Origin of the sequence: Actinomycetospora sp. CA-053990 (genome assembly GCF_050948445.1) — a bacterium.
GTDB lineage: Bacteria > Actinomycetota > Actinomycetes > Mycobacteriales > Pseudonocardiaceae > Actinomycetospora > Actinomycetospora callitridis.
Genome location: NZ_CP192043.1, coordinates 961,209 through 981,123, shown reverse-complemented (window position 1 = coordinate 981,123; position 19,915 = coordinate 961,209). Strand labels below are relative to the sequence as shown.

At 75.9% G+C, this 19,915-nt stretch carries 21 protein-coding genes, 1 pseudogene and 1 riboswitch; of the genes and pseudogenes, 9 read left to right on the top strand and 13 right to left on the bottom strand.

The annotated features are described in order from the left end of the window. The first annotated feature begins 127 nt into the window (after positions 1-127). Positions 128-2,407, top strand: a complete 2,280-nt coding sequence (locus ACQPYN_RS05075; RefSeq protein WP_433034273.1) for an AAA family ATPase — start codon at positions 128-130, stop codon at positions 2,405-2,407. A gap of 14 nt (positions 2,408-2,421) precedes the next feature. Here the strand turns inward: ACQPYN_RS05075 and ACQPYN_RS05070 are convergent, their stop codons facing one another. Beyond that, positions 2,422-2,829, bottom strand: coding sequence for a LytR C-terminal domain-containing protein (locus ACQPYN_RS05070; RefSeq protein ID WP_433034271.1), 408 nt, complete (start codon positions 2,827-2,829; stop codon positions 2,422-2,424). Positions 2,830-3,257: 428 nt separating this feature from the next. Beyond that, entirely contained in the window at positions 3,258-3,557 is a 300-nt protein-coding gene (locus tag ACQPYN_RS05065) for a DUF3263 domain-containing protein (RefSeq protein ID WP_116707140.1), read from the bottom strand. Positions 3,558-3,699: 142 nt separating this feature from the next. On the opposite strand from ACQPYN_RS05065, the gene ACQPYN_RS05060 reads away from it, so the two are divergent. From ACQPYN_RS05060 to thiD (ACQPYN_RS05050), 3 genes are all read left to right on the top strand, one after another. Beyond that, entirely contained in the window at positions 3,700-4,287 is a 588-nt protein-coding gene (locus ACQPYN_RS05060; protein ID WP_433034268.1) for a peptide deformylase, read from the top strand. A 167-nt stretch (positions 4,288-4,454) separates the two neighbouring features. Then, positions 4,455-5,363: a S1C family serine protease gene (locus ACQPYN_RS05055; protein WP_433034266.1), complete on the top strand. Its 909-nt coding sequence runs from the start codon at positions 4,455-4,457 to the stop codon at positions 5,361-5,363. 64 nt (positions 5,364-5,427) lie between these two features. After that, entirely contained in the window at positions 5,428-6,261 is an 834-nt protein-coding gene (gene thiD / locus ACQPYN_RS05050) for a bifunctional hydroxymethylpyrimidine kinase/phosphomethylpyrimidine kinase (protein ID WP_433034264.1), read from the top strand. 21 nt (positions 6,262-6,282) lie between these two features. Here thiD (ACQPYN_RS05050) and ACQPYN_RS05045 read toward each other — a convergent pair whose 3' ends face one another. Next, on the bottom strand, positions 6,283-7,290 hold the full coding sequence (locus tag ACQPYN_RS05045) for an NAD(P)H-dependent glycerol-3-phosphate dehydrogenase (RefSeq protein WP_433034262.1): 1,008 nt from the start codon (positions 7,288-7,290) through the stop codon (positions 6,283-6,285). An 82-nt stretch (positions 7,291-7,372) separates the two neighbouring features. Here ACQPYN_RS05045 and thiD (ACQPYN_RS05040) point away from each other — a divergent pair, with 82 nt between their 5' ends. Further along, positions 7,373-8,209 carry a bifunctional hydroxymethylpyrimidine kinase/phosphomethylpyrimidine kinase gene (gene thiD / locus ACQPYN_RS05040; RefSeq protein ID WP_433034260.1) on the top strand — a complete coding sequence of 279 codons (837 nt, stop codon included), beginning with the start codon at positions 7,373-7,375 and terminating at the stop codon, positions 8,207-8,209. 24 nt (positions 8,210-8,233) lie between these two features. Here the strand turns inward: thiD (ACQPYN_RS05040) and ACQPYN_RS05035 are convergent, their stop codons facing one another. Next, entirely contained in the window at positions 8,234-9,193 is a 960-nt protein-coding gene (locus ACQPYN_RS05035; protein WP_433034258.1) for a D-2-hydroxyacid dehydrogenase family protein, read from the bottom strand. A 42-nt stretch (positions 9,194-9,235) separates the two neighbouring features. Between ACQPYN_RS05035 and ACQPYN_RS05030 the strand changes: the two genes are divergently transcribed. Both ACQPYN_RS05030 and ACQPYN_RS05025 read left to right on the top strand, forming a co-directional pair. Then, positions 9,236-10,075: a hypothetical protein gene (locus tag ACQPYN_RS05030; protein ID WP_433034256.1), complete on the top strand. Its 840-nt coding sequence runs from the start codon at positions 9,236-9,238 to the stop codon at positions 10,073-10,075. Between the two features lie 68 nt (positions 10,076-10,143). Then, a complete protein-coding gene (locus tag ACQPYN_RS05025; protein WP_433038730.1) occupies positions 10,144-11,430 on the top strand; it encodes a cytochrome P450 in 1,287 nt (428 codons plus the stop codon). 62 nt (positions 11,431-11,492) lie between these two features. Here ACQPYN_RS05025 and ACQPYN_RS05020 read toward each other — a convergent pair whose 3' ends face one another. Next, complete coding sequence (locus ACQPYN_RS05020; protein WP_433034254.1) at positions 11,493-12,008, bottom strand: nuclear transport factor 2 family protein; 516 nt, start codon at positions 12,006-12,008, stop codon at positions 11,493-11,495. Positions 12,009-12,070: 62 nt separating this feature from the next. Between ACQPYN_RS05020 and ACQPYN_RS05015 the strand changes: the two genes are divergently transcribed. Continuing rightward, on the top strand, positions 12,071-12,610 hold the full coding sequence (locus ACQPYN_RS05015; protein WP_433034252.1) for a TetR/AcrR family transcriptional regulator: 540 nt from the start codon (positions 12,071-12,073) through the stop codon (positions 12,608-12,610). 65 nt (positions 12,611-12,675) lie between these two features. Here ACQPYN_RS05015 and ACQPYN_RS05010 read toward each other — a convergent pair whose 3' ends face one another. The 3 genes and pseudogenes from ACQPYN_RS05010 to thiO form a co-directional block, all read right to left on the bottom strand. Further along, the gene (locus tag ACQPYN_RS05010) at positions 12,676-13,437 is read right to left on the bottom strand and encodes a thiazole synthase (protein WP_433034250.1); all 762 of its coding nucleotides are present in this window, start codon (positions 13,435-13,437) and stop codon (positions 12,676-12,678) included. Further along, positions 13,434-13,637, bottom strand: a complete 204-nt coding sequence (thiS, locus tag ACQPYN_RS05005; RefSeq protein WP_433034248.1) for a sulfur carrier protein ThiS — start codon at positions 13,635-13,637, stop codon at positions 13,434-13,436. The genes ACQPYN_RS05010 and thiS overlap by 4 nt, the downstream gene beginning before the upstream one ends. Beyond that, positions 13,634-13,742, bottom strand: a riboswitch (TPP riboswitch). It overlaps the preceding gene by 4 nt. 19 nt (positions 13,743-13,761) lie before the next feature. Then, positions 13,762-14,846, bottom strand: a pseudogene (gene thiO, locus ACQPYN_RS05000) (glycine oxidase ThiO). An 80-nt stretch (positions 14,847-14,926) separates the two neighbouring features. Here thiO and thiE point away from each other — a divergent pair. Beyond that, positions 14,927-15,595 (top strand): thiamine phosphate synthase, encoded by a 669-nt coding sequence (gene thiE, locus ACQPYN_RS04995; RefSeq protein ID WP_433034246.1) that lies wholly within the window; start codon positions 14,927-14,929, stop codon positions 15,593-15,595. Between the two features lies 1 nt (position 15,596). On the opposite strand, the gene ACQPYN_RS04990 is transcribed toward thiE, so the two are convergent. The 5 genes from ACQPYN_RS04990 to ACQPYN_RS04970 all read right to left on the bottom strand — a co-directional run bounded on the left by ACQPYN_RS04990 (position 15,597) and on the right by ACQPYN_RS04970 (position 19,846). Continuing rightward, on the bottom strand, positions 15,597-16,508 hold the full coding sequence (locus ACQPYN_RS04990) for a S1 family peptidase (RefSeq protein ID WP_433034244.1): 912 nt from the start codon (positions 16,506-16,508) through the stop codon (positions 15,597-15,599). A gap of 108 nt (positions 16,509-16,616) precedes the next feature. Further along, positions 16,617-17,792 (bottom strand): hypothetical protein, encoded by a 1,176-nt coding sequence (locus tag ACQPYN_RS04985; protein WP_433034242.1) that lies wholly within the window; start codon positions 17,790-17,792, stop codon positions 16,617-16,619. A 231-nt stretch (positions 17,793-18,023) separates the two neighbouring features. Further along, entirely contained in the window at positions 18,024-18,689 is a 666-nt protein-coding gene (locus ACQPYN_RS04980) for a DUF3159 domain-containing protein (RefSeq protein ID WP_433034240.1), read from the bottom strand. Positions 18,690-18,691: 2 nt separating this feature from the next. Further along, positions 18,692-19,132, bottom strand: a complete 441-nt coding sequence (locus ACQPYN_RS04975; RefSeq protein ID WP_274196103.1) for a VOC family protein — start codon at positions 19,130-19,132, stop codon at positions 18,692-18,694. A 72-nt stretch (positions 19,133-19,204) separates the two neighbouring features. Further along, positions 19,205-19,846, bottom strand: coding sequence for a TetR/AcrR family transcriptional regulator (locus tag ACQPYN_RS04970; protein ID WP_274196102.1), 642 nt, complete (start codon positions 19,844-19,846; stop codon positions 19,205-19,207). Positions 19,847-19,915: the final 69 nt, after the last annotated feature.

Here is a 19,915-nt window from a genome sequence, read left to right as displayed (position 1 = left end):
CCCAGCGCGGCCTCCCGAACGGGCGTCGCCCCCGGGGCTCCCGCCGGCTCGGCCTGCGCCGGCACCGGGACGACGACCGGCCCCGCGACGACCGGCCCCGCGAGGACCGGCCCCGGGACGACCGGCCGTGACCGCGCCGAACGGTGTCGACCTCCTCGCCCGTCTCGGCACCTCCGCGGGCGACGCGCGCCGCGGGGTCGTCCGCCTGCACCCCGAGGTCATCACCGCCCTGGGGGTCGAGGCCTGGGACGCCGTGCGGGTCACCGGGGCGCGCACCACCGCCGCCCTCGTCGCCCCCGCCCCCGCGCCGGCGGCCCCGGGCGCGGCGGTGCTCGACGAGACCACGATGGTCAACGCCGGCGCCGTCGACGGCGCCACCGTGGGCGTCACGGCTGCGCCGGTGGCCGTGGCGCGCGGCATCGAGCTGGCCGGTTCCCGTCTCGCGACCGTCGCCCTCGCCCCGGAGACGCTGCGCCTCGCGCTGACCGGGAAGGTCCTGCTGGCCGGCGACACGCTCTCGCTGCTGCCCCAGGACCTCGCCCCGATCCCGGGCTCCGACGCCGCGGGCGCCCGTCGCGGGCTCGCGGCGGCCCTGGGCGGCACGTGGACCACCGAGCTCGTGACGGTCACGGCCGCCGAGCCGCCCGCGGGCGCGGACCCGTCCGCGGCGCTCTGCGTCGGGCCGACGACGGTCGTGCGGTGGCGCAACGGGGCGAGCACGGGTACCGCTGAGGCGGCCTCCACCGCGCCGGGTCGGGCCGGGCCCACGCCGGTCGCGGGAGCGCAGGCCGCGCCGACGGTGGTCACGGAGCCGGTCGAGTCGGTCCCCACCGAGCCCGTGGTGGCCGTCGCCGACCTCGTCGGGCAGGCCGACCCCGCGCGCCGTCTCGGCGAGTGGTTCGACCTCGTCTTCCGCCGTCCCGAGCTGCTCGAACGGCTGGGCGCGGCCCCGCGCCTCGGCGTGCTGGTCAGCGGTCCGGAGGGCGTGGGGAAGACGACGCTCGTCCGCGCCGTGGCCGCCGACACCGACGCGCGCGTGGTGCGCCTGGACGGGCCGGGCGCCGCCGCCATCGAGGCCGGCGCGGCCGCCGCCCGGGTGCGTGAGGCCGTGGACGACGCCACCTCGTCGATGCCGTGCGTGCTCCTCGTGACCGACGCCGAGGTGCTCTTGCCGGCCTCCGAGCCGCCGCCGCTGGCGACGCTGGTCCTCGAGTCCCTGCGACGCGCGGTGGACACGCCGGGCGTGGCGGTGGTCGTCACCTCGGCGCGGACCGAGTCCCTCGACCCGCGGCTGCGGGGTCCCGACCTCGTCGACCGCGAGCTGACCCTGCCCGCCCCGGGCGACCGCGACCGCGCCGAGCTGCTCCGGGTGCTGCTGCGCGGGGTGCCGCTCGCGAAGGACGTCGACCTCGCCTCCGTCGGCGCGCGCACCCCGGGCTTCGTCGCGGGCGACCTCGTCGCGCTGCGGCGGGAGGCCGCGGTCCGGGCGGCGCTGCGGGTGGGCTCCGGCGACGACGACCCCACGCTGGAGACCGACGACCTGCTCGGCGCCGTGACCTCGGTGCGCCCTGCCTCGCTGTCGTCGGGCTCGCAGACGCTGTCCTCGGGCGGGCTGACCCTCGAGCGGGTCGGCGACATGGTCGAGACGAAGCAGGCGCTCACGGAGACCGTCCTGTGGCCGCTGCGCTACCCCGACTCGTTCGCGCGGCTCGGGGTCTCACCCCCGCGCGGTGTGCTGCTCTACGGCCCTCCCGGCTGCGGGAAGACCTTCCTCGTGCGGGCACTGGCCGGCACGGGCGCGCTCAACGTGTTCGTGGTCAAGGGCGCCGAGGTGCTCGACAAGTACGTCGGCGAGTCCGAGAGGGCGGTCCGGGCGCTGTTCCGCCGGGCCGCGGCCGCCGCACCCGCGCTGGTGTTCCTCGACGAGGTGGACGCCCTGGCGCCGCGCCGGGGCGGGTCCACCGACGCCGGGGTCGCCGACCGGGTGGTCGCCGCCCTGCTCACCGAGCTGGACGGGGCCGAGCCGCTGCGCGACGTCGTCGTGCTCGCGGCCACCAACCGCCCGGAGCTCATCGACCCCGCGTTGCTGCGTCCCGGGCGTCTCGAGCGCCGGGTGTACGTGCCGCCGCCGGACGCCGCCGCCCGCGCGGACATCCTGCGCGCCTCGTCCCGCGACACGCCGCTCGCCGACGACGTCGACCTCGACGCGCTGGCCGAGGACCTCGACCGCTACTCGGCGGCCGACTGTGCCGCGCTGATCCGCGAGGCGGCCCTGACGGCGATGCGGACGTCGCTGGAGTCCACCGAGGTGTCGGCGCGCGACCTGGCCACCGCCCGCGAGGCCGTCCGGCCCTCGCTGGACCCCCGGCAGCTCGCCGCGCTCGAGGCCTACGCCGGAGAGAACTAGCCGCCGGGGAGAAACTAGCTCGAGCCCCAGTTGTTGGTGGCGATGACGATGACGCCGGGCGAGGCGCCCTGGATGCCGTCGAAGCGGGGCTCCGAGCGCAGGCCGAACTCGCCCGCGATGGCGCTCGCGGCGCCCTGCTCGTCGGTGCCGGGGCGGTAGTAGACCGTGCTGACGGGGATCGTGCCCCACGGGTAGTTGCCGACCTCGACGACGTTCCAGCCCTGCGAGCGCATCTCGCCCGCCGCGCGATCGGCGAGACCCGGGATCGTCGAGTTGTTGAACACGCGGACCCCGACCGCCGAGACGGCGCCGCCGCCGCCACCGGAGCCGCCGCCCGAGCCGCCGGCCACCACACCGCCGCCGCCACCGGGCGCGCCCGCACCGCCCGGACCGCCCGGGGCACCGGCACCGCCGCCGGGCACGATCGGCGCGCCGACGGCAGGACCGGCGCCGGGAGCGCCGGGGGTGCCGGCTGGGGGACACCGGGCGCGCCGGGTCCGCCGGGGACCGGGCCGCCGGGGAGCGCAGGACCACCGGGTGTGCCCGGCGCCGGCGGCAGACCGGCCTGGTTCGGGGCGGCGGGGTCGCCGGGCGCGGGAGCGCCGTTCGCGCCGGGGAGCGGCGTCGCGGACGGGCTCGCGGGCGCGGCCGTGGGGCTCGAGGGCCCCTCCCCGCCGAGCGCGAGCAGACCGACCACGGCGGCCACGCCGGCGATCGCGAGCAGGACGATGCCCGCGATGCGCATCCGCGAGGCGTCGGCGGACCCGGGCCCTGTCATCTCGTGCTCCCCTCGGCGGACCGCGTCCGCCCTGCTCGCTCGGCGGAAGACCGCCTCGGAGTCAGGAGAACATCAACGGGGCTCGACTCCGAGGCGACGCGCCGCACGGGCCCGCTGCCGGCTCTGACGGAGCCTGCGGAGGCGCTTCACGAGCATGGGATCGGCCGCGAGGGCCTCCGGACGGTCGACCAGGGCGTTGAGCACCTGGTAGTAGCGCGTCGCGGACATGTCGAAGAGCTCGCGGATCGCCTGTTCCTTGGCGCCGGCGTACTTCCACCACTGGCGCTCGAACGCGAGGATCTCCCGGTCGCGACGGTCGAGCCCGTCCGACGGCTCGTCCTGAGGAGGATGCACCCGTACGGCGTCCGCCACGCTTCTCGCCTCCCGCTCACCCGGCGCTGGCCCACGAATGACACGCCTGTCATTCGGGCCCCTCCATTCAAGCACGGCGCCCCGACAGCGCGGGCGCTCCTCGCCCGCAACTCCGCCGAGCGGGGGCACTACGGTGCCCGCCGTGACCGTCAGGCCCGTCCTCATCGTCGGAGAACCGGTGCTGCACCGCCCGACCCGCGCGGTGACGCCCGAGGAGTTCGGCGGGGACTCGCTGCGCACCCTCGTCGACGACCTCTTCGAGACGATGGACGCCGCCAACGGGGTCGGGCTGGCCGCGAACCAGATCGGCGACGACCGCCGCGTCTTCGTCTTTGACTGCCCCGACCCCGAGCTCGACGGCGAGAACCGCCGCGGCGTCGTCGTCAACCCGGTGCTCACCGCCGACCCGCCGCCGGAGACCATGCCGGACCCCGACGACGACCACGAGGGCTGCCTGTCGGTGCCCGGCGAGTCGTTCCCGACCGGTCGCGCCGAGCACGCCGAGGTCCGCGGCGTCGACGTCGACGGCCACGAGATCGTCGTGACGGGCACGGGCTACCTCGCCCGCTGCCTGCAGCACGAGACCGACCACCTCGACGGCTACACCTACCTCGACCGCCTCGTCGGCCGGTACCGGCGCTCCGCCAAGCGCGCCGTCCGCGACCACGGCTGGAGCGTCCCCGGCCACTCCTGGATGCCCGGCGTCGACCCGGACCCCTTCGGCCACTGAGCCGCCGACCCACCCCTGACGCAGCGAACGTGCTGTTCGCTGCTTCTACGCGTCCAAACTCCCCGTTGATCACGAGACGCGACCCCGCCTGGTGGGCCGAACCACCAGCGTCCGCCCACAGCGGACAAGGAGGCCGCAAGCGTGTGCAACGGTGTAAGCACGAGGGCGTGGACGAGCTCGATGCCTACTCCCGGACGGTCAGCGCGGTCGCGGCGCACGTGGGGCCGTCGGTGGCCGCCGTGCGCGCGGGCGGGGGCAGCGGGTCGGCGGTGGTCGTCGACCACGGGGTCCTGGTCACCAACGCGCACGTCGTCGGCGGGCACCGCGAGGGCTCGGTGGCCTACGCCGACGGCACGGAGGGCGCGGTGACGGTGCGCGGCACCGACCCCCTCTCCGACCTCGCCGTCCTCGTCACCCCGGACCCCACCCCGCCGCCACTGGAGCTCGGCGACGCCGCGGAGCTCGTCGTCGGCCAGCTGGTGGTGGCCGTCGGCAACCCGCTGGGCCTGGCCGGGTCGGTCACGGCCGGCGTGGTCAGCGGGCTGGGGCGGGCGCTGCCGGTGCGCAGCGGCCGCGCGAGCCGCGTCGTCGAGGACGTCATCCAGACCGACGCGGCACTGAACCCCGGCAACTCCGGCGGTGCGCTGGCCGACGCCTCGGGGCGCGTGGTCGGCATCAACACCGCCGTCGCGGGCGTGGGGCTCGGGCTCGCGGTCCCAGTCTCGGCCACCACGCGGCGCATCCTCGAGTCCCTGCGCGCCGACGGCCGGGTGCGGCGCGGCTACCTGGGTCTCGTCGGCGCTCCGGCGCCGCTGCCGGCCGAGATCGCCGCGCGCCTCGGGCGCCCGCGCGGTCTGCGGGTCGCGGAGGTGGTCGCCGGCAGCCCCGCCGCCCACGCCGGGCTGCGCGCGGGCGACCTGGTGGTCTCCGCCGACCGCGAGCCCGTCTCCGACGCGCAGGGCCTGCAGCGCCGCCTGTTCGCGGCGTCGATCGGGCGGACGATGCCGGTCACCGTGCTGCGCGGCGCCGCGATGGTCGACGTGCTCGCCGTCCCGACGGAGCTCGCGGACCACTGAGTCGATCCCTGGGCTGTCCCGACCAGGAGTTGCCCACCCGCGACCCGGAGGGTGAGCTGGCCGGGTGACCGCGGAACCACGCACCCCGCCCGTCGCCCTCGCGATCGCGGGCACCGACTCCGGAGGCGGCGCCGGCATCACCGCCGACGTCCGCGCCTTCACCGCTTGCGGAGTCCATGCCGCCGTCGCGATCGCTGCGGTGACCGTGCAGAACTCCGTCGGCGTCTCGGGGTTCCACCCGATCCCGCCCGACGTCGTCGCCGACCAGATCCGCACCGTGGCGGGCGACATGGGCATCGACGCCGCGAAGACCGGCATGCTCGCCTCGACGGAGATCATCGAGGCGGTCGTGGCGGCCGGGGACGAAGTCGGGCTCGGCACGCGGATCCCGTTCGTCGTCGATCCCGTCGCCGCGTCGATGCACGGCCACCCGTTGCTGGCACCGGACGCGCTCGGCGCGCTGCGCGACGACCTGATCCCGCGCGCCACGCTCGTCACCCCCAACCTCGACGAGGTCCGGCTCCTCGTGGGTGTCGACGTCGTCGACGACGACACCGCGCGCGAGGCGGCCCGCGCGCTCGTCGGGCTGGGCGCCGGGGCGGCGCTGGTCAAGGGCGGGCACCTCGAGGGCTCGCCCGAGGTCGTCGACCTCCTGCTCACGGCCGACGGCACCGAGCACCGGTTCACCTCGCGGCGCCGGGAGACCAAGCACAGCCACGGCGGCGGCGACTCGCTCGCGTCGGCGGTGACCGCGGGCCTCGCGCGCGGGCTCCCGCTCGTCGACGCCGTCGCGCTGGGCAAGGCCTACATCACCCGGGCCGTCGAGCACGCCTACCCGCTCGGCGCGGGCCACGGCCCGGTGTCGGCGCTGTGGTCGGTGGCCGACTGGGAGCCGTGAGCAGCCCCAGGCCGTGACGTCTCAGGCTGCTTCGTACTCGCTGCCCGCGGCGATCTTCTGCAGGCCGCGGTAGGCCTGCGCGGGCGTGCGGCCCTCGTTGACGACGCCGTCGACCTCGCCCGCGATGGGGGCGGCGACCTCGTGCTCCTCGGCGAGCTCGACGACGCTGCGCGCGGTCTTGACCCCCTCGGCGACCTGGGTCATCCCCTCGAGCACCTCGTCGATGCTCTTCCCGCTCGCCAGCTCCTCGCCGACCCGCCGGTTGCGCGACGCGCTGCTCATGCACGTGGCCATGAGGTCGCCGAGGCCGGTGAGCCCGGCGAAGGTGCGGGGGTCGGCACCCATGGCCTCGCCGATCCGCGTCATCTCGGCCAGCCCGCGGGAGATCACCATCGCGCGGGTGTTCATGCCGACCCCGAGGCCGTCGCCCATCCCCGACGCGATGGCGACGATGTTCTTGAGGATGCCGCCGAGCTCGCAGCCCAGGACGTCGTGGTTGGTGTAGACGCGGAAGCGGGGCCGGGCGAACAGCGGCTGCAGGGCGGCCGCCACCGCGGTGTCCGGCGTCGCGATCACCGCCGCGGCGGCCAGGCCCTCGGCGATCTCGCCGGCGATGTTCGGGCCGGCGAGCAGGCCGACCGAGTGCCCGGGCAGGCATTCCTCGAGGACCTGCGTGGGGCGCTTGCGGCTGTCCGGCTCCAGGCCCTTGGCCAGCGAGATGACCGGGATCCAGGGGCGCAGGTGCGGGGACGCCTCGGTGAGCACCGTCCGCATGCTGTGCGACGGCACGCCGACGACGAGCACGTCGGCGTGCTCGGCGGCCTCCTGGAGGTCCGAGGTGGCCCGCAGCTTCGAGGAGAGCCGCCGGTCGCCCAGGTAGCGGCTGTTGGTGTGCTGGGTGGTGATCTCCTCCGCGGTCTCCGGCGAGCGGGCCCAGAGCAGGGTCGGCGCGTTCGACGCGGCGAGGCCCGCGACCGTCGTCCCCCAGGATCCGGAGCCGAGCACGGTGACGCGGACGTCGCGGGTCATGGAGCCTCCTTGATCGCGGGTGAGCCGGGCCACGCTAGCGACGTGGTCCCGGCGGCGCGACGCCGTGCCCCGAAGGGTCAGGATGACCGCCGTGAAGGCCACCCCGCCGCGCGCGCTGACCATCGCCGGCTCCGACTCCGGCGGCGCCGCGGGCCTCGAGGCCGACCTGCGGGCGATGACCGCCTGCGGGGTGCACGGGTGCGTCGCGGTCACCGCGGTGACCGTGCAGAACTCCCTCGGCGTGTCCGGCGTGCACCTGGTGCCCGCGGAGACGGTCGCGGCGCAGGTGCGCGCGGTGGTCACCGACATCGGGGTGGGCGCCGCCAAGACCGGGATGCTCGCCTCGCGGGAGATCATCGCCGCGGTCGCGGACGTCGTCGACGAGGTGGGCATCGGGCGCGGACCGGAGCGCACGCCGTTCGTCGTCGACCCCGTCGCCGCCTCGATGCGCGGCGACCCGCTGCTCACCGAGGACGCGATGGAGGCGATCCGCACCCGGCTCTTCCCGCGTGCCGAGCTCGCGACCCCGAACCTCGACGAGGTGCGCCTGCTCGCCGGGATCACCGTGACCGACGCGGCGACGGCGCGCGAGGCCGCCGAGGCCCTGCACGCGATGGGACCGCGGTACGTGCTGGTCAAGGGCGGGCACCTGCACGGCTCGCCCGAGGTGGTCGACCTGCTCTTCGACGGCGAGCAGACCTGGGAGTTCTCGGGGCCGCGCATCGACACCCCGCACGTCCACGGCGCGGGCGACGCCCTGGCCAGCGCGACCTGCGCCGCGCTGGCCCGGGGACTGTCGATGCCCGACGCCGTCGCCTCCGCCGAGCGCTACATCCGCCGCGCCGTCGCCGAGTCCTACCCCCTCGGCGCCGGCGTCGGCCCGGTCTCGCCGTTCTGGGCCGTGCAGGCGCACGTGTGAGGCGGCTCCGCCGCACTCCGCCCCTCAGAGCTCGCGGATCGGCGCCCCGTCCGCCCACGCCCGGATGTCCTCGACCGCCCCGCGGAAGAAGACGTCGTAGGTGCCCTCGGTGACGTAGCCGAGGTGCGGGGTGAGCACGGTGCGCGGGGCGGTGCGCAGCGGCGAGTCGGCCGGGAGCGGCTCGGTGCCGAACACGTCCAGCCCGGCGCCGCCGATCGTGCCCGCGTGCAGCGCCTCGACCAGCGCGTCCTCGTCCACGATGGGCCCGCGCGAGGTGTTGATCAGCAGCGCGGTCGGTGTCATCCGCGCCAGCTCGTCGCGCCCGAGCAGGCCCGTGGTGCGCTCGGAGAGCTTGAGGTGGATCGTCACGACGTCGGAGGTCTCCAGCAGCTCGTCCTTGCCCACCGCGGTGACGCCGGCGGCGCGGGCGTCCTCGGGGTCGAGGTGCTGGCTCCAGGCGACGACGTCCATGCCGAAGGCCAGGCCGACGGTCGCGACGGGCCGCCCGAGTCCCCCGAGCCCGATCACGCCGAGACGGCGACCGGAGAGGTCGCGCCCGACGGTGTGCTGCCAGCGCCCCTCGCGCACGGCGCGGTCCTCGGCGGGGACGTGGCGGGCGAGCGCGTGGATGAGCGCCCAGGTCATCTCGACGGTCGGGGTGGACGGGCTGACACCGCCGGTGCCCGACAGCGTGACGCCGCGGGCGCGGGCGGCCTCGACGTCGATCGCGGCGTTGCCCGGGCCCGTCGTCACCAGCAGCCGGAGGTTCCCCAGGCGGTCGAGGACGTCGGCCGGGAAGGCGGTGCGCTCGCGCATGGCGACGACCACGTCGTAGGGCTCGAGCGCGGCGACGACGCCGTCGGCGTCACCGAGGTGCTCGGCGAAGAACGTCACCTCCTCCGCGCCGAGGGCGTCCCAGTCGGCGTAGGTGGACGCGACCTGCTGGTAGTCGTCGAGGACGGCGATGCGACGGGGCTGCGGCACGGCGGGTGTGTGCCCTCCCCGCCCGGGGGGCACACACCCGCCGTGCGTCCCGAGGCCGGCGACCCGGTGCCCGTCCTGAACCCCACCCGGGCCCGCTGGCCGGTCTACGCCGAGCGGCCGCGGCGGCGGGCGCGCCAGTTCGTCGCCGACGTCGCCGTCCTCACGTGGGTCGCGATCGTCGTCTCGATCGCGATCCTGCTCCACGACGCAGTGCTGACCCTCCAGGGACCGGGCCGCCAGCTCGGCGCGGCGGGCGTCCAGGTGCGCGACACCTTCGGCGGCGCCGCCGACACCGCCTCCGGGGTCCCGTTCGTCGGCGACGACCTCGCCCGCGCGCTCTCGAACGGCACGCAGGCGGGCGAGGGGCTGGTGGCGGCCGGGGACCAGGAGATCGCCGCGATCGAGGCGCTGGCCTCCGGCCTGTCGTGGGCGTTCGCCCTGCTCGCGATCGTCCCCGTGGTCGTGGCGTGGGCGTGGCTGCGGGTGCGGTGGATGCTCTCGGCCCGCGCGGTGCTCCTGCTGCGCGACGGCGTGCGCGGCGGGGAGGCCGACGCGGACCTCCTCGCGCTGCGGGCGCTCGCCCATGCGTCGCCGCGCAGACTCACCCGATCGGTGCCCGGTGCGGCGAGCGGATGGCGTCAGGGCGACCCCCATGTGCTCGCGCGGCTGGCCGATCTCGAGCTCGCGAGGCTCGGTCTGGGCAGTCCGACGCTGGTCACGGGCCCGGTCATGCCCCGCACGGTGGACGGCAACGGCGACATCGGGGACGATCCGGACAGCACGGCACAGCGGTCACCCGGACATCTCGCCGGGGGCGACCCCGACGAACGGTGGGGTGACACACCCCCTCCACCGGGTCCGACCGGGGGACACACGGCCTAGCCTCGGCCCCCGTCGGCGTCGCACCGGGCAGGGAGGGCACAGTGGACACGGTGGTGGACCGTTCACGACTGGCCGCACTGCGGTCGCGCGTCGTGGGGTGGGCGGCCCGGCAGTACCTCGCGTGGCGTAGCCGCCGCGGCCTGGACCCGGTGACGCTGCTCCCCGACCACGCGCTGATGCCCCTGCGGCGCGAGGGCCTGGACCCGGTGCCGGCGTTGCGCGAAGCGCGCGAGGACGCACCGGTGCGGCACTTCCCGCTGCCCTTCGGGGTGACGGCGTGGCTGATCACCGGCCACGAGGAGGCACGCGCCGTCCTCGGCCGCACGCGAGGGCTCTCCAACGACTTCGGGCACCTCGTCGGCCAGGCCGGCATCGAGGGCGGCCAGAACCCGGGCGGGCTGGGCTTCACCGACCCACCGGAACACACGCGGCTGCGCCGCCTGCTCACGCCGGAGTTCACCTACCGGCGCCTGAGCCGGCTGCGCCCCCGGATCGCCGAGATCGTCGAGGGCCGCCTCGACGCGATGGCGGAGCTGGCGGCGGCGGGCGAGCCCGTGGACCTGGTGCGCGACTTCGCCACGCCCATCCCGTCGCTGACCATCTGCGAGCTGCTCGGCATCCCCTACGAGGAGCGCGACGAGTTCCAGGCGCTCTCCACCGCCCGGTTCGACCTCTTCGGCGGCGCGGGCGCGGTGTTCGACAACATCTCCGGCTCGCTGCAGTACCTGCGCGGCGTCGTCGAGCGGCAGCGGATCGAGCCGGGCGAGGGCCTGCTCGGGCAGCTGATCCGCGAGCACGGCGACGAGCTGGACACCGACGAGCTCGCCGAGCTCGCCGACGGCCTGCTGACCGGGGGCCTCGAGACCTCGGCGTCGATGCTGGCGCTCGGTGCGATGGTGCTGCTGCGCGACCCCGACAGCTTCGCCCTCGTGCGCGACGAGCCGGAGGCCGTGAACGGCTTCGTCGAGGAACTGCTGCGCTACCTGACCGTCGTCCAGATCGCGTTCCCGCGGTTCGCCACCGAGGACATGACGCTCGGCGGCGTCGCGATCAGCAAGGGTGACGGGCTGCTCGTGTCGCTCTCGGGCGCCGACCGCGACCCGCGCCTGACCCCGGACCCCGAGCGCTTCGACCCCCGCCGCGCCCCGACGCCGCACCTGGCCTTCGGGCACGGCATCCACCGCTGCATCGGCGCCGAGCTCGCCCGCATGGAGCTGCGCGCGGCCTACCCGGCCCTCCTGCGCCGCTTCCCGGAGCTGCGCCTCGCCGACGACGCCGGCACCCTCGACGACCAGCCCTTCCGCACGACCTCGATCGTCTACGGCGTCGACGCCCTGCCGGTGGCCCTGCGCTGACCCCCGTGCAAGCCCTGCGTCCACGCTTGCACTCAACGCCAGGAAATCCGCATCCTCGACGGTCAGCGGCGCGCTGACCCGACCACCGCGAGCTCGGGCTCACGCTCGGCCAGCGCCCGGTCGAAGGCAGCGATCCGCTCGGTGTCGGTGAAGAAGTCCTCGTGGTCGACGACGCGACCCCAGCGTGTGCGCAGCACGAGCACCGTCCGGTTCTCGTAGAGGCGCGTGCCGTCCTCGGCGTCGGCGTGGTCGTCGAAACGCACCCAGATCGTCATCGCCCACGGCGGCCCACTGACCGCGACGTCGCGCAGCTCGCCCTGGATCCGCGACGCGACGAAGATCCGCAGGAAGCGCTCGATCGCCGGCTTGCCCGCCCACGGCCCCGAGAAGCGGTGGTCGCCCTGCGGGAAGTGCAGCACCGCGTCGTCGGCGTACGCGTCGAGCAGCGCCGTCGGGTCGCCCGCATTGAGCCGCGCGACGTCCCCGGTGAACTTCCTCCGCAGCGCCACCGGCAGCGCCGCCCGCGCCCCCAGGCCCGCTGCCACGCCGATCCCGACCCCCGTCAACATCCCGCGCATCGCACTCACTCCCTCAGTTCTAGGTAGAACGCTCTAGTGAGAGAACAGCATAGGATGTGGCGGTGGACAAGACCCCGACCCGCGACCGGATCCTGTTCGCCACCGCCGAGCTCTTCCGGCGCCAGGGCTACGCCGGCACCGGGCTCAAGGCCGTCGTGGCCGAGGCCGAGGCCCCGTTCGGCTCGCTCTACCACCACTTCCCCGGTGGGAAGCAGCAGCTGGCGGGCGAGGTCATCCGCGCCAGCGGGGCGTTCTTCCAGGCGCTCGTGGTCGCCGTCTACGACGATCAGCCGACTACCGCGGAGTCCGTCCGCGCCGTGTTCGCCGGGGCCGCCGAGACGCTCGAGGCGACCGACTACGTCGACGCCTGCCCGATCGCGACCGTCGCCCTCGAGGTGGCGAGCACCGACGAGGTCCTGCGTCAGGCGACCGCCGAGGTGTTCACGGCCTGGACCGAGGCCCTGACCGAGCGCCTCGACGGCGACCGCGACCGGGCGCTGGCGATCCTCTGCGCCCTCGAGGGCGCCTTCGTCCTCAGCCGCGCCCTGCGCTCCACCGAGCCGATGCACGCCGCGGGGCGCCTGGCCGTCGCGGGTCTCTGACGACTCGCGAGGATGCGGATTTCCTGGCGCTCAGTGCAAGCGTGGACGCAGGGCTTGCACTGGCACTACTCGGCCGCCGGACTCGACGCCTGCGCCCAGTGGCGGCGGGGGATCCGCCCCGCGCCACGAGCCAGGCGCCCCGCCTCCACACCCAGGCGCATCGCGTGCGCCATGACCTCCGGGTCGGAGGCGCGGGTGACGGCGGTGGCGAGCAGGACCGCGTCGCACCCCAGCTCCATCGCCTGCGCGGCCTCGGACGCCGTGCCGATGCCGGCGTCGAGCACCACCGGCACGGAGGCCGCCGACGTGATCATCTCGATGTTGTGCGGGTTGCGGATGCCCAGGCCGGTGCCGATCGGGGCGCCCAGCGGCATGACCGCCGCGCACCCGGCGTCGGCGAGCTTCGCCGCGAGCACCGGGTCGTCGTTGGTGTAGGGCAGGACGGTGAAGCCGTCGTCGACGAGCTGCTCGGCGGCGTCGAGGAGCTCGATCGGGTCGGGCAGCAGGGTCCGCTCGTCGTGCACGACCTCGAGCTTGACCAGGTCGGTCTCCAGCGCCTCGCGGGCCATCCGGGCGGTGTGCACGGCCTCGGCGGCGGTGCGGCACCCGGCGGTGTTGGGCAGCACCTCGATGCCGAGGCGCTCGAGCAGCGCCAGCACGCCCGGTCCCCCGCCAGCGTCGAGGCGTCGCATCGCCACCGTCGTCAGCTCGGTGCCGGACGCGACGAGCGCGCGTTCGAGCACCGCGAGGCCGGAGGCGCCCCCGGTGCCCATGATCAGGCGCGAGCCGAACTTGCGGTCGCCGATCACCAGCGGGTCCATGGTCATCCTCCCTGCACCGCGGTGAGCACCTCGAGGCGCGCGCCCTCGAGCAGCCGGACGGCGGCCCAGCTCGCCCGGGGTACGACCGCGCCGTCGAGGGCCACGGCCACACCCCGCTCGGGCACCCCGTGCTCGGCCATCAGCGCGGCGACCGTCGTCCCGTCCGGCACCTCGCGGCTCTCGTCGTTCAACCAGACGGTGGTCATCGCGTACCCCTCACTCCCTGCGCCGGCATGACCCGGATCAGGTTCGACGGTCGGGGCCCTGATGGCCCCCTCTCAGCCCCTGACGGGGCTCCCGTGGTGTCCGTTTCCACCGTACGCGCGGACCTCAGCCCGGCGCGACGGCCGCGCGGTCGGCCGCGGCCGCGCGGGCCTCGTCGGGCAGGGGGTCCCCGCGCAGGGCGGCCGCCAACGCCCCGACCGTGACGGCGACCAGCAGCATCCCGTTGCGCCCGTGCCCGGTGGCGGCGAAGAGACCCGAGGGCCCGACCGGCCCGAGCAGCGGCAGATTGTCGTCCGTCCCCGGACGGAACGACGCGGCGGTCTCCTCGAGGGCGTAGTCCGCGACGCCCGGCAGGACCCGCTCGACGTCGCGGACGAGATCGCGGACCCCGCCCACGAGCACGTCGGGATCGAAGCCGGCCTCGTACTGCGTCGCCCCGATCACCAGCCGCCCGCCCTCGCGCGGGACCGCGTACACCGGCCGCCCGCTGACGGCCGCGCGCACGGTGCGCGACGGCGGCGGCAGCGACGACCGTCGCGCCCGCACGCGCAGGATCTCGCCCTTCACCGGGCGCACCCGGCCCTCGAGGACGGGGTGCAGCGCCCCCGACCAGGCGCCGGCGGCCACGACGACGCAGTCGGCCTCGATCACCTCGTCGTCGCAGAGGACGCCCGTCACCCGCACCCCGTCGTCCAGCACCCGCGACACGGCACGCCGGGAGGCCACCACCCCGTGCGCACGGCCCGCGGCCTCGAGGGCGGCGAGCAGCGCGCGGTTGTCGACGGCGAGGTCGTCGGGGATCAGCAGGCCCGCCCGCACCGCGGGCCGAGCGCGGGCTCGCGTCGGCGCAGCTCGCGGCCCCCGCACCGCTCGACGTCGCGGCCCCAGGCGCGCAGGTGCTCGACGACGCGGTCGAGGTCCGCGACGTCCGCGGCGTCGACCGCCACCTGCACCGTCCCCTCGCGCCGCAGCCCGACCGGGAGCCCGCCGTCGGCGGCGACGGCCTCGGCGAACCCCGGCCAGAGCGCCAGCGACGCCGCGCCCAGCTCGAGGACCTCGCGCTCCCCCGGCCACGCCTCGCTGATCGGCGCGAGCATCCCGCCCGCCACCCGCGAGGCCCCGGAACCGGGGTCGGGGTCGACGAGCACGACCTCGCCCGCGAGCCGGTCGCGCGCCGCGACCCACGCCACGGCGGCGCCCACGGCGCCCGCACCCACGACGACGAGCCGGTCCGACACGCCCGCCGACGCTACGCGCTAGCGTCGTCACGGTGAGTGCCACGCCGATCGCCGGAGCCGCCGGCCGCACCGACCGACGCGCCCGCCTCGGGGCGGCGCGGCTGTACCTGTGCACCGACTCCCGGGCCGCGCAGGGCGATCTCGCCGAGTTCGCCGACGCGGCGTTGCGGGGTGGTGTCGACATCATCCAGCTGCGCGAGAAGGGCCTCGAGGCGCGCGACGAGCTCGCCGCCCTCGCGGTGCTGGGCGGGGCCGCGCGGCGTCACGGCGCGCTGCTGGCGGTCAACGACCGCGCCGACTTCGCCCTGGCCGCCGACGCCGACGTCCTGCACCTCGGGCAGGACGACCTCCCGGTGCCGTGGGCGCGCCGGGTGGTGGGCGACGACGTGCTGATCGGGCGCTCCACCCACGACGCCGACCAGGCGGCCGCGGCCGCCTCCGAACCGGGCGCCGACTACTTCTGCACCGGACCCTGCTGGCCCACGCCGACCAAGGCGGGGCGCCCGGCCCCGGGCCTCGACCTGGTCCGCGAGACCGCCACCCGCGCTCCCGCCCGGCCGTGGTTCGCGATCGGTGGGATCGACGACGCCCGCCTCGACGAGGTCCTCGCCGCGGGCGCCACCCGCGTCGTCGTCGTCCGCGCGATCACCGAGGCCGACGACCCCGAGGCGGCAGCCCGCCGTCTGCGCACCCGCCTCTGAGCTACGAGGCGGTCGCCAGCCGGAGCCCCTCGGCGCGGAGCACCTCGTCGATCGGCTGGTAGAGGCTCGTGCCGCCGGCGGTGGTGCAGTCGCCCGTCCCGCCCGAGAGCACCCCGAGCGCCGAGCTGCCGGACACGAAGGGCCCGCCGGAGTCCCCGCCCTCGCTGCACGCCGTGGTGAGCACGAGGCCCTGGACGGGGCCCGCCGCGTAGTTGGCGGTGACGTCGACGGCGGTCACGGTGCCGCAGCGCCAGCCGGTGGTGGAGCCCGAACGGCAGACGGCCGCGCCGACGGGGGCGGTCGCGGTCCCGGTGACCGAGCGCGTGCTCGATCCCTCGGCGGCCACCGACGGCGTCGCGCGCCAGCCGGGGCCCACGTCGACGACGGACCAGTCGCCGGTGCGGTCGAACACCGAGCTGCGCACGGGCCCGATGGGCACGTTGTTGGCGCCGGCGACCTCGCCGCCCCGCTGCGTGCAGTGCCCGGCGGTGACCAGCCGCTGCGCGCCGGAGGCGGCCGTCGCGGAGAAGCCCACGGAGCAGCGTCGTCCGGTGATCCGGATCGCGTCGCCGCCCACGAGGTCGTAGACGGGCGGGTCCGCGCGCGGCGTCGGCGCCGCGACGCCGTCGATCACCCGGACGGCCGGGTCGACGCCGCGGGCCTCGTCCACCCACCCCGAGGTGCGGCCGTCGCGCGGGGTGCTGTTGAGCGCCAGGACGACCGACCGGCTCGTCGCGTCCACCCACCACGCGCTGACCGCCGTGGGGGCGCCGCGCTGCTCGGCGAGCGCGTCGATCGCCTCTTTCACCTGCCCCAGCTCCGCGGGGGTCTCGGCCGGCGCCGCCAGCGCCGGGACCGGAGCGCCCAGCAGAGCGGCGGCGACGACCAGCAGGAGCAGGACCCGCCGACCCATCCGTACCCCCGACTCGTCTGCCCGTTGGGCCGTTCGGCGTACAGACGCCGACGGCCGGACGAACGCTAGAACGTTCGTCCGGCCGTCGGTGGGAGATCACCGGAGATCTCAGCCGTTGGTGGAACCGCCTCCGGATCCCTGGCCGCCGGAACCGCCCCCGAGGTTCGGGAGGATCCCGTTCTGCGAGGTCCGCGGGGGCTGCGTGGTCGACCGCGTGGACTGCGACGTCGTGGTGTCGCCGTCCGACGGAGACTGCTGCTGCTCGGTCTCCCGCGTGGTCGTCGCGGTGTCCTGGTCGTCGGTGGACGACTCGGCCGGCGTGGTCGTGGCCTCGCTCGTGCCGGTCTCCTGACCGAACAGGCTCCCCACCGAGGTGCCGTCCGACCCGCCGGACAGCGGGTGTCCGGTGGCGGTCTCGACGCCGATGGTGGCGAGCAGGGCGATGACGAACACGCTGGCCGTGACGCCGCCGAGCGTCAGCCAGGTCTTCCAGCCGAGGCCCTTCAGCCCCGCCTTCAGGGCCGCCAGGCTGAACCTCGGACGCGCGGGCTCCGGCTCGACCGGCGCGACGCGCGTGGCCGGGTCGTCCGGTCCGCCGGGGCCACCCGGACCGAAGGGCCCACCCGGACCGGGACGCCCGGGCTGACCCATGACCGCGGTGGGGCCGCCGCCGGGGGGCGTCCCGGTCTGGCGGCTCTGCGGGATGAAGGCCGTGGGACGCACCTCGGTGGGCGCGGCGTGGGGGTCCGCGTTCGGATCCATCCGCGGGTGCACCCGGGTCGGGTCCGCGAGCCCCTCGGCGCGCAGCGCGACGCGGCCGGGCGGCACCTGCGGCTGCCCCGGCTGACCGGGGCGCGCCGTCGGCGGACCGGTGGGGACGCGGCGCGTCGGGTCGGCCGGCGGCATGCCGGGGCGGCCCTGCGGGGGTGGCGGCATCGGGACCCCGGGACCGGGCGTCGGCGGGCCGACCATCGGCCGACCGCCCTGCACCCGGGTCGGCCCGGGCTGTCCCGGCGGCACGGCCGCCGGACCCGCGACACCGGCGACCTTGCCGACGGCGGCGGCGACGCGGGTGTTGCCCGCACTCGTGACGACGAGCTTCTGCTTGACCCGGTCACGCGTGGCCTCGAGGGAGCGCTGGTAGAGCGCCGACCCGACGGTACTGATGATCGACGCGACGGCGGCGCCGCCGATGGTGCCGAGGACACCCATGAACGACCCGAGGATCGCCGCCGTGGCGGCCGCCAGCGCACTGGCTGCGATCTGCGGGAAGGTCAGTCCCATACCGGACGAGGGTGCGGCGGACTTCTCTTCGGAGGTCTTGTCGGACATGGCTCCCGGGCTGCACGGATCGGGGGCGGTCGGCGCCGTGTGAGGGCACCGCAGGGCAGGTCGACATCACGTCGACCACTACGGACGACGTCTCCCATCGTGCCTCGTTGTCCGCCGGTGAGAGCGTTCACCCACGGACGATCTGTGTCTCCACCGCTCGGCCCAATCGCTGGTCCGAACGGCTCACGACTCGTGGACGACGGGACGCCGCGGGCCCGGGTGCCCGGGCGGCAGGGCCGAACGAACCAACGGCCAGGACGCTGCGATGCACGCCACGACGAGCGGCCAGGTCAGCGCCACCTGGGCGATCCCCAGCGCGACCACCTGGTCGGCCGCCCAGAGGCCCGTGAACACGACGACGCGCACCGCGTACTGGGCGACCCACACCCAGCTCGCCCGGCAGTACCCGCGCACGAGGTCCGGGTCGCGGCGCCAGAGCGTCGGGTGGCCGGTGAGGGCGCCCACGACGAGCCCGAGCAGGGGCCAGCGGATCGCGATCGAGACGAGCCAGGCCGCGAGGCTCCCGGCGTTGGCGATGATGCGGGGCAGGAAGAAGTCCTGCGCCCGTCCGGTGTAGAGGGCGAGCAGCGCCGCGCCGACGGCCAGCAGCAGCCCCACCGCGACCGCCCGGGGACGCTCTCCGCGCCGGTGGCGCCACAGGGCGACCCCGCCCGCGACGACGACGGCGGCGATCCCGCCGGCCAGCACCGGCTGCGGCCGGCCGAGCGCGTCCGCCGCGAGCCAGACGGCGACGAACGCCACCGAGGGCACCGAGGCGTCGACCGCCTGGCCCTTGCCACCGAGCAGTTCGGCGAGCGGGTTCGTCTCGGGTCCCCGACCGTCGGGCACGTTCAGCCGGTGGTCTCCGGGGCGCGGCCCCGGCGGAGGAGCTCCGCGGCGAACGCGGGCGAGGGCGTGCTCGGGCTGGACACCTCGACGAGCATGCCGTTGGGGTCGGTCACCAGCATCTGGCGACGACCGTGGAACAGGTCACGCGGCGGCGCGACCACGGGGATCCGCGCCCGGCGCGCCTCGGCGTGCACCGCGTCCACGTCGTCGACGAGGAACGTGAGGATCACCCCGGCGGGGTCGGCGCGGTACGGGGGCGGCACCAGCTCGTGGCCGACGGCCCAGATCGCCAGCTCGTGGGCCTCGTCCCCGTCGAGGAGGGTGAGGGCCACGTACCAGTCGCTGTCGAACGCGACCTCGAAGCCGAGCAGCGCGACGTAGAAGTCACGCGTCTCGGGCAGCCGGTCGGACAGGACGGTGGGGAACGAGCGGCGCATCGCCATGCGTCGGATCCTCTCTCCGGCGGGGGCCCCAATCGTGGCGCACCGCCGCCGGGGACCGGAGCCTGGGGCCGATCACGGACCGGCGACGGCGTCCGTCCCCACCGAGGCGCGGATGACCGCCCAGCAGGACTCCGTGAGCTGGCTCACGAGCTGGTCGAGGGTCGCGCCGTGGGGCTCGTCGAGCCAGTGCGAGCTCGCCGAGTCGACCATCCCCACGAGCCCGAAGGCGAGCGGGTGGGCCACCGCGGGCTCGATCTCCGCGCCCAGCGAGCCGTCGACGAGCATCCCGGCAACGTGCGCCGCGACGGTCGCGCGCACGTTGGTGGTCGCCGACTCGCCGCCGGTGCCGAAGGACGTGCGCTTGAGGTAGCGGTAGACGTTGCCGTTGGCGCCCAGCCAGCGCAGGTGCGCCCGCAGGGCCTTGGCGAGCATGTCGAACGGGCGCCCTGACGGACGCCACACCGGCTCGAGCTCGGCGACGAGCCGCTCGACCGACCGCGCGGCGATGGCGCTCTGCAGGTCGTCACGGCCCTCGAAGTGGCGGTACAGCCCGGGACGGGACACCCCGGCGCGCGCGGCGATCTGCTCGGTGGTGACCTCGGGACCGTGCTCGGCGATCGCTGAGCACGCGGCGTCGACGAGCTCCAGGCGCCGTGCCTCCCGGTGCCCGGCCCACCGCCGCGCCCGTCCGTCGGTGGTGGGCGTCTCGCTCATGGTCTCCCGAGGGTCCCACCGCCGACAGGACGGTACCAACTAGGCGTGACACGATGTATCCGTTACATT

Excerpts from the sequence above, each read along its gene's own strand:
- ACQPYN_RS05020 (WP_433034254.1), bottom strand. The coding sequence starts at position 12,008 with ATGCGCGGGATGTTGACGGGGGTCGGGATCGGCGTGGCAGCGGGCCTG.
- ACQPYN_RS05045 (WP_433034262.1), bottom strand. The coding sequence starts at position 7,290 with ATGACCCGCGACGTCCGCGTCACCGTGCTCGGCTCCGGATCCTGGGGG.
- ACQPYN_RS05010 (WP_433034250.1), bottom strand. The coding sequence starts at position 13,437 with ATGACCATGGACCCGCTGGTGATCGGCGACCGCAAGTTCGGCTCGCGC.
- ACQPYN_RS04970 (WP_274196102.1), bottom strand. The coding sequence starts at position 19,846 with ATGAGCGAGACGCCCACCACCGACGGACGGGCGCGGCGGTGGGCCGGG.
- thiD (WP_433034260.1), top strand. The coding sequence starts at position 7,373 with ATGACCGCCGTGAAGGCCACCCCGCCGCGCGCGCTGACCATCGCCGGC.
- ACQPYN_RS04990 (WP_433034244.1), bottom strand. The coding sequence starts at position 16,508 with ATGGGTCGGCGGGTCCTGCTCCTGCTGGTCGTCGCCGCCGCTCTGCTG.
- thiS (WP_433034248.1), bottom strand. The coding sequence starts at position 13,637 with ATGACCACCGTCTGGTTGAACGACGAGAGCCGCGAGGTGCCGGACGGG.
- ACQPYN_RS04985 (WP_433034242.1), bottom strand. The coding sequence starts at position 17,792 with ATGGGACTGACCTTCCCGCAGATCGCAGCCAGTGCGCTGGCGGCCGCC.
- ACQPYN_RS04975 (WP_274196103.1), bottom strand. The coding sequence starts at position 19,132 with ATGGCGATGCGCCGCTCGTTCCCCACCGTCCTGTCCGACCGGCTGCCC.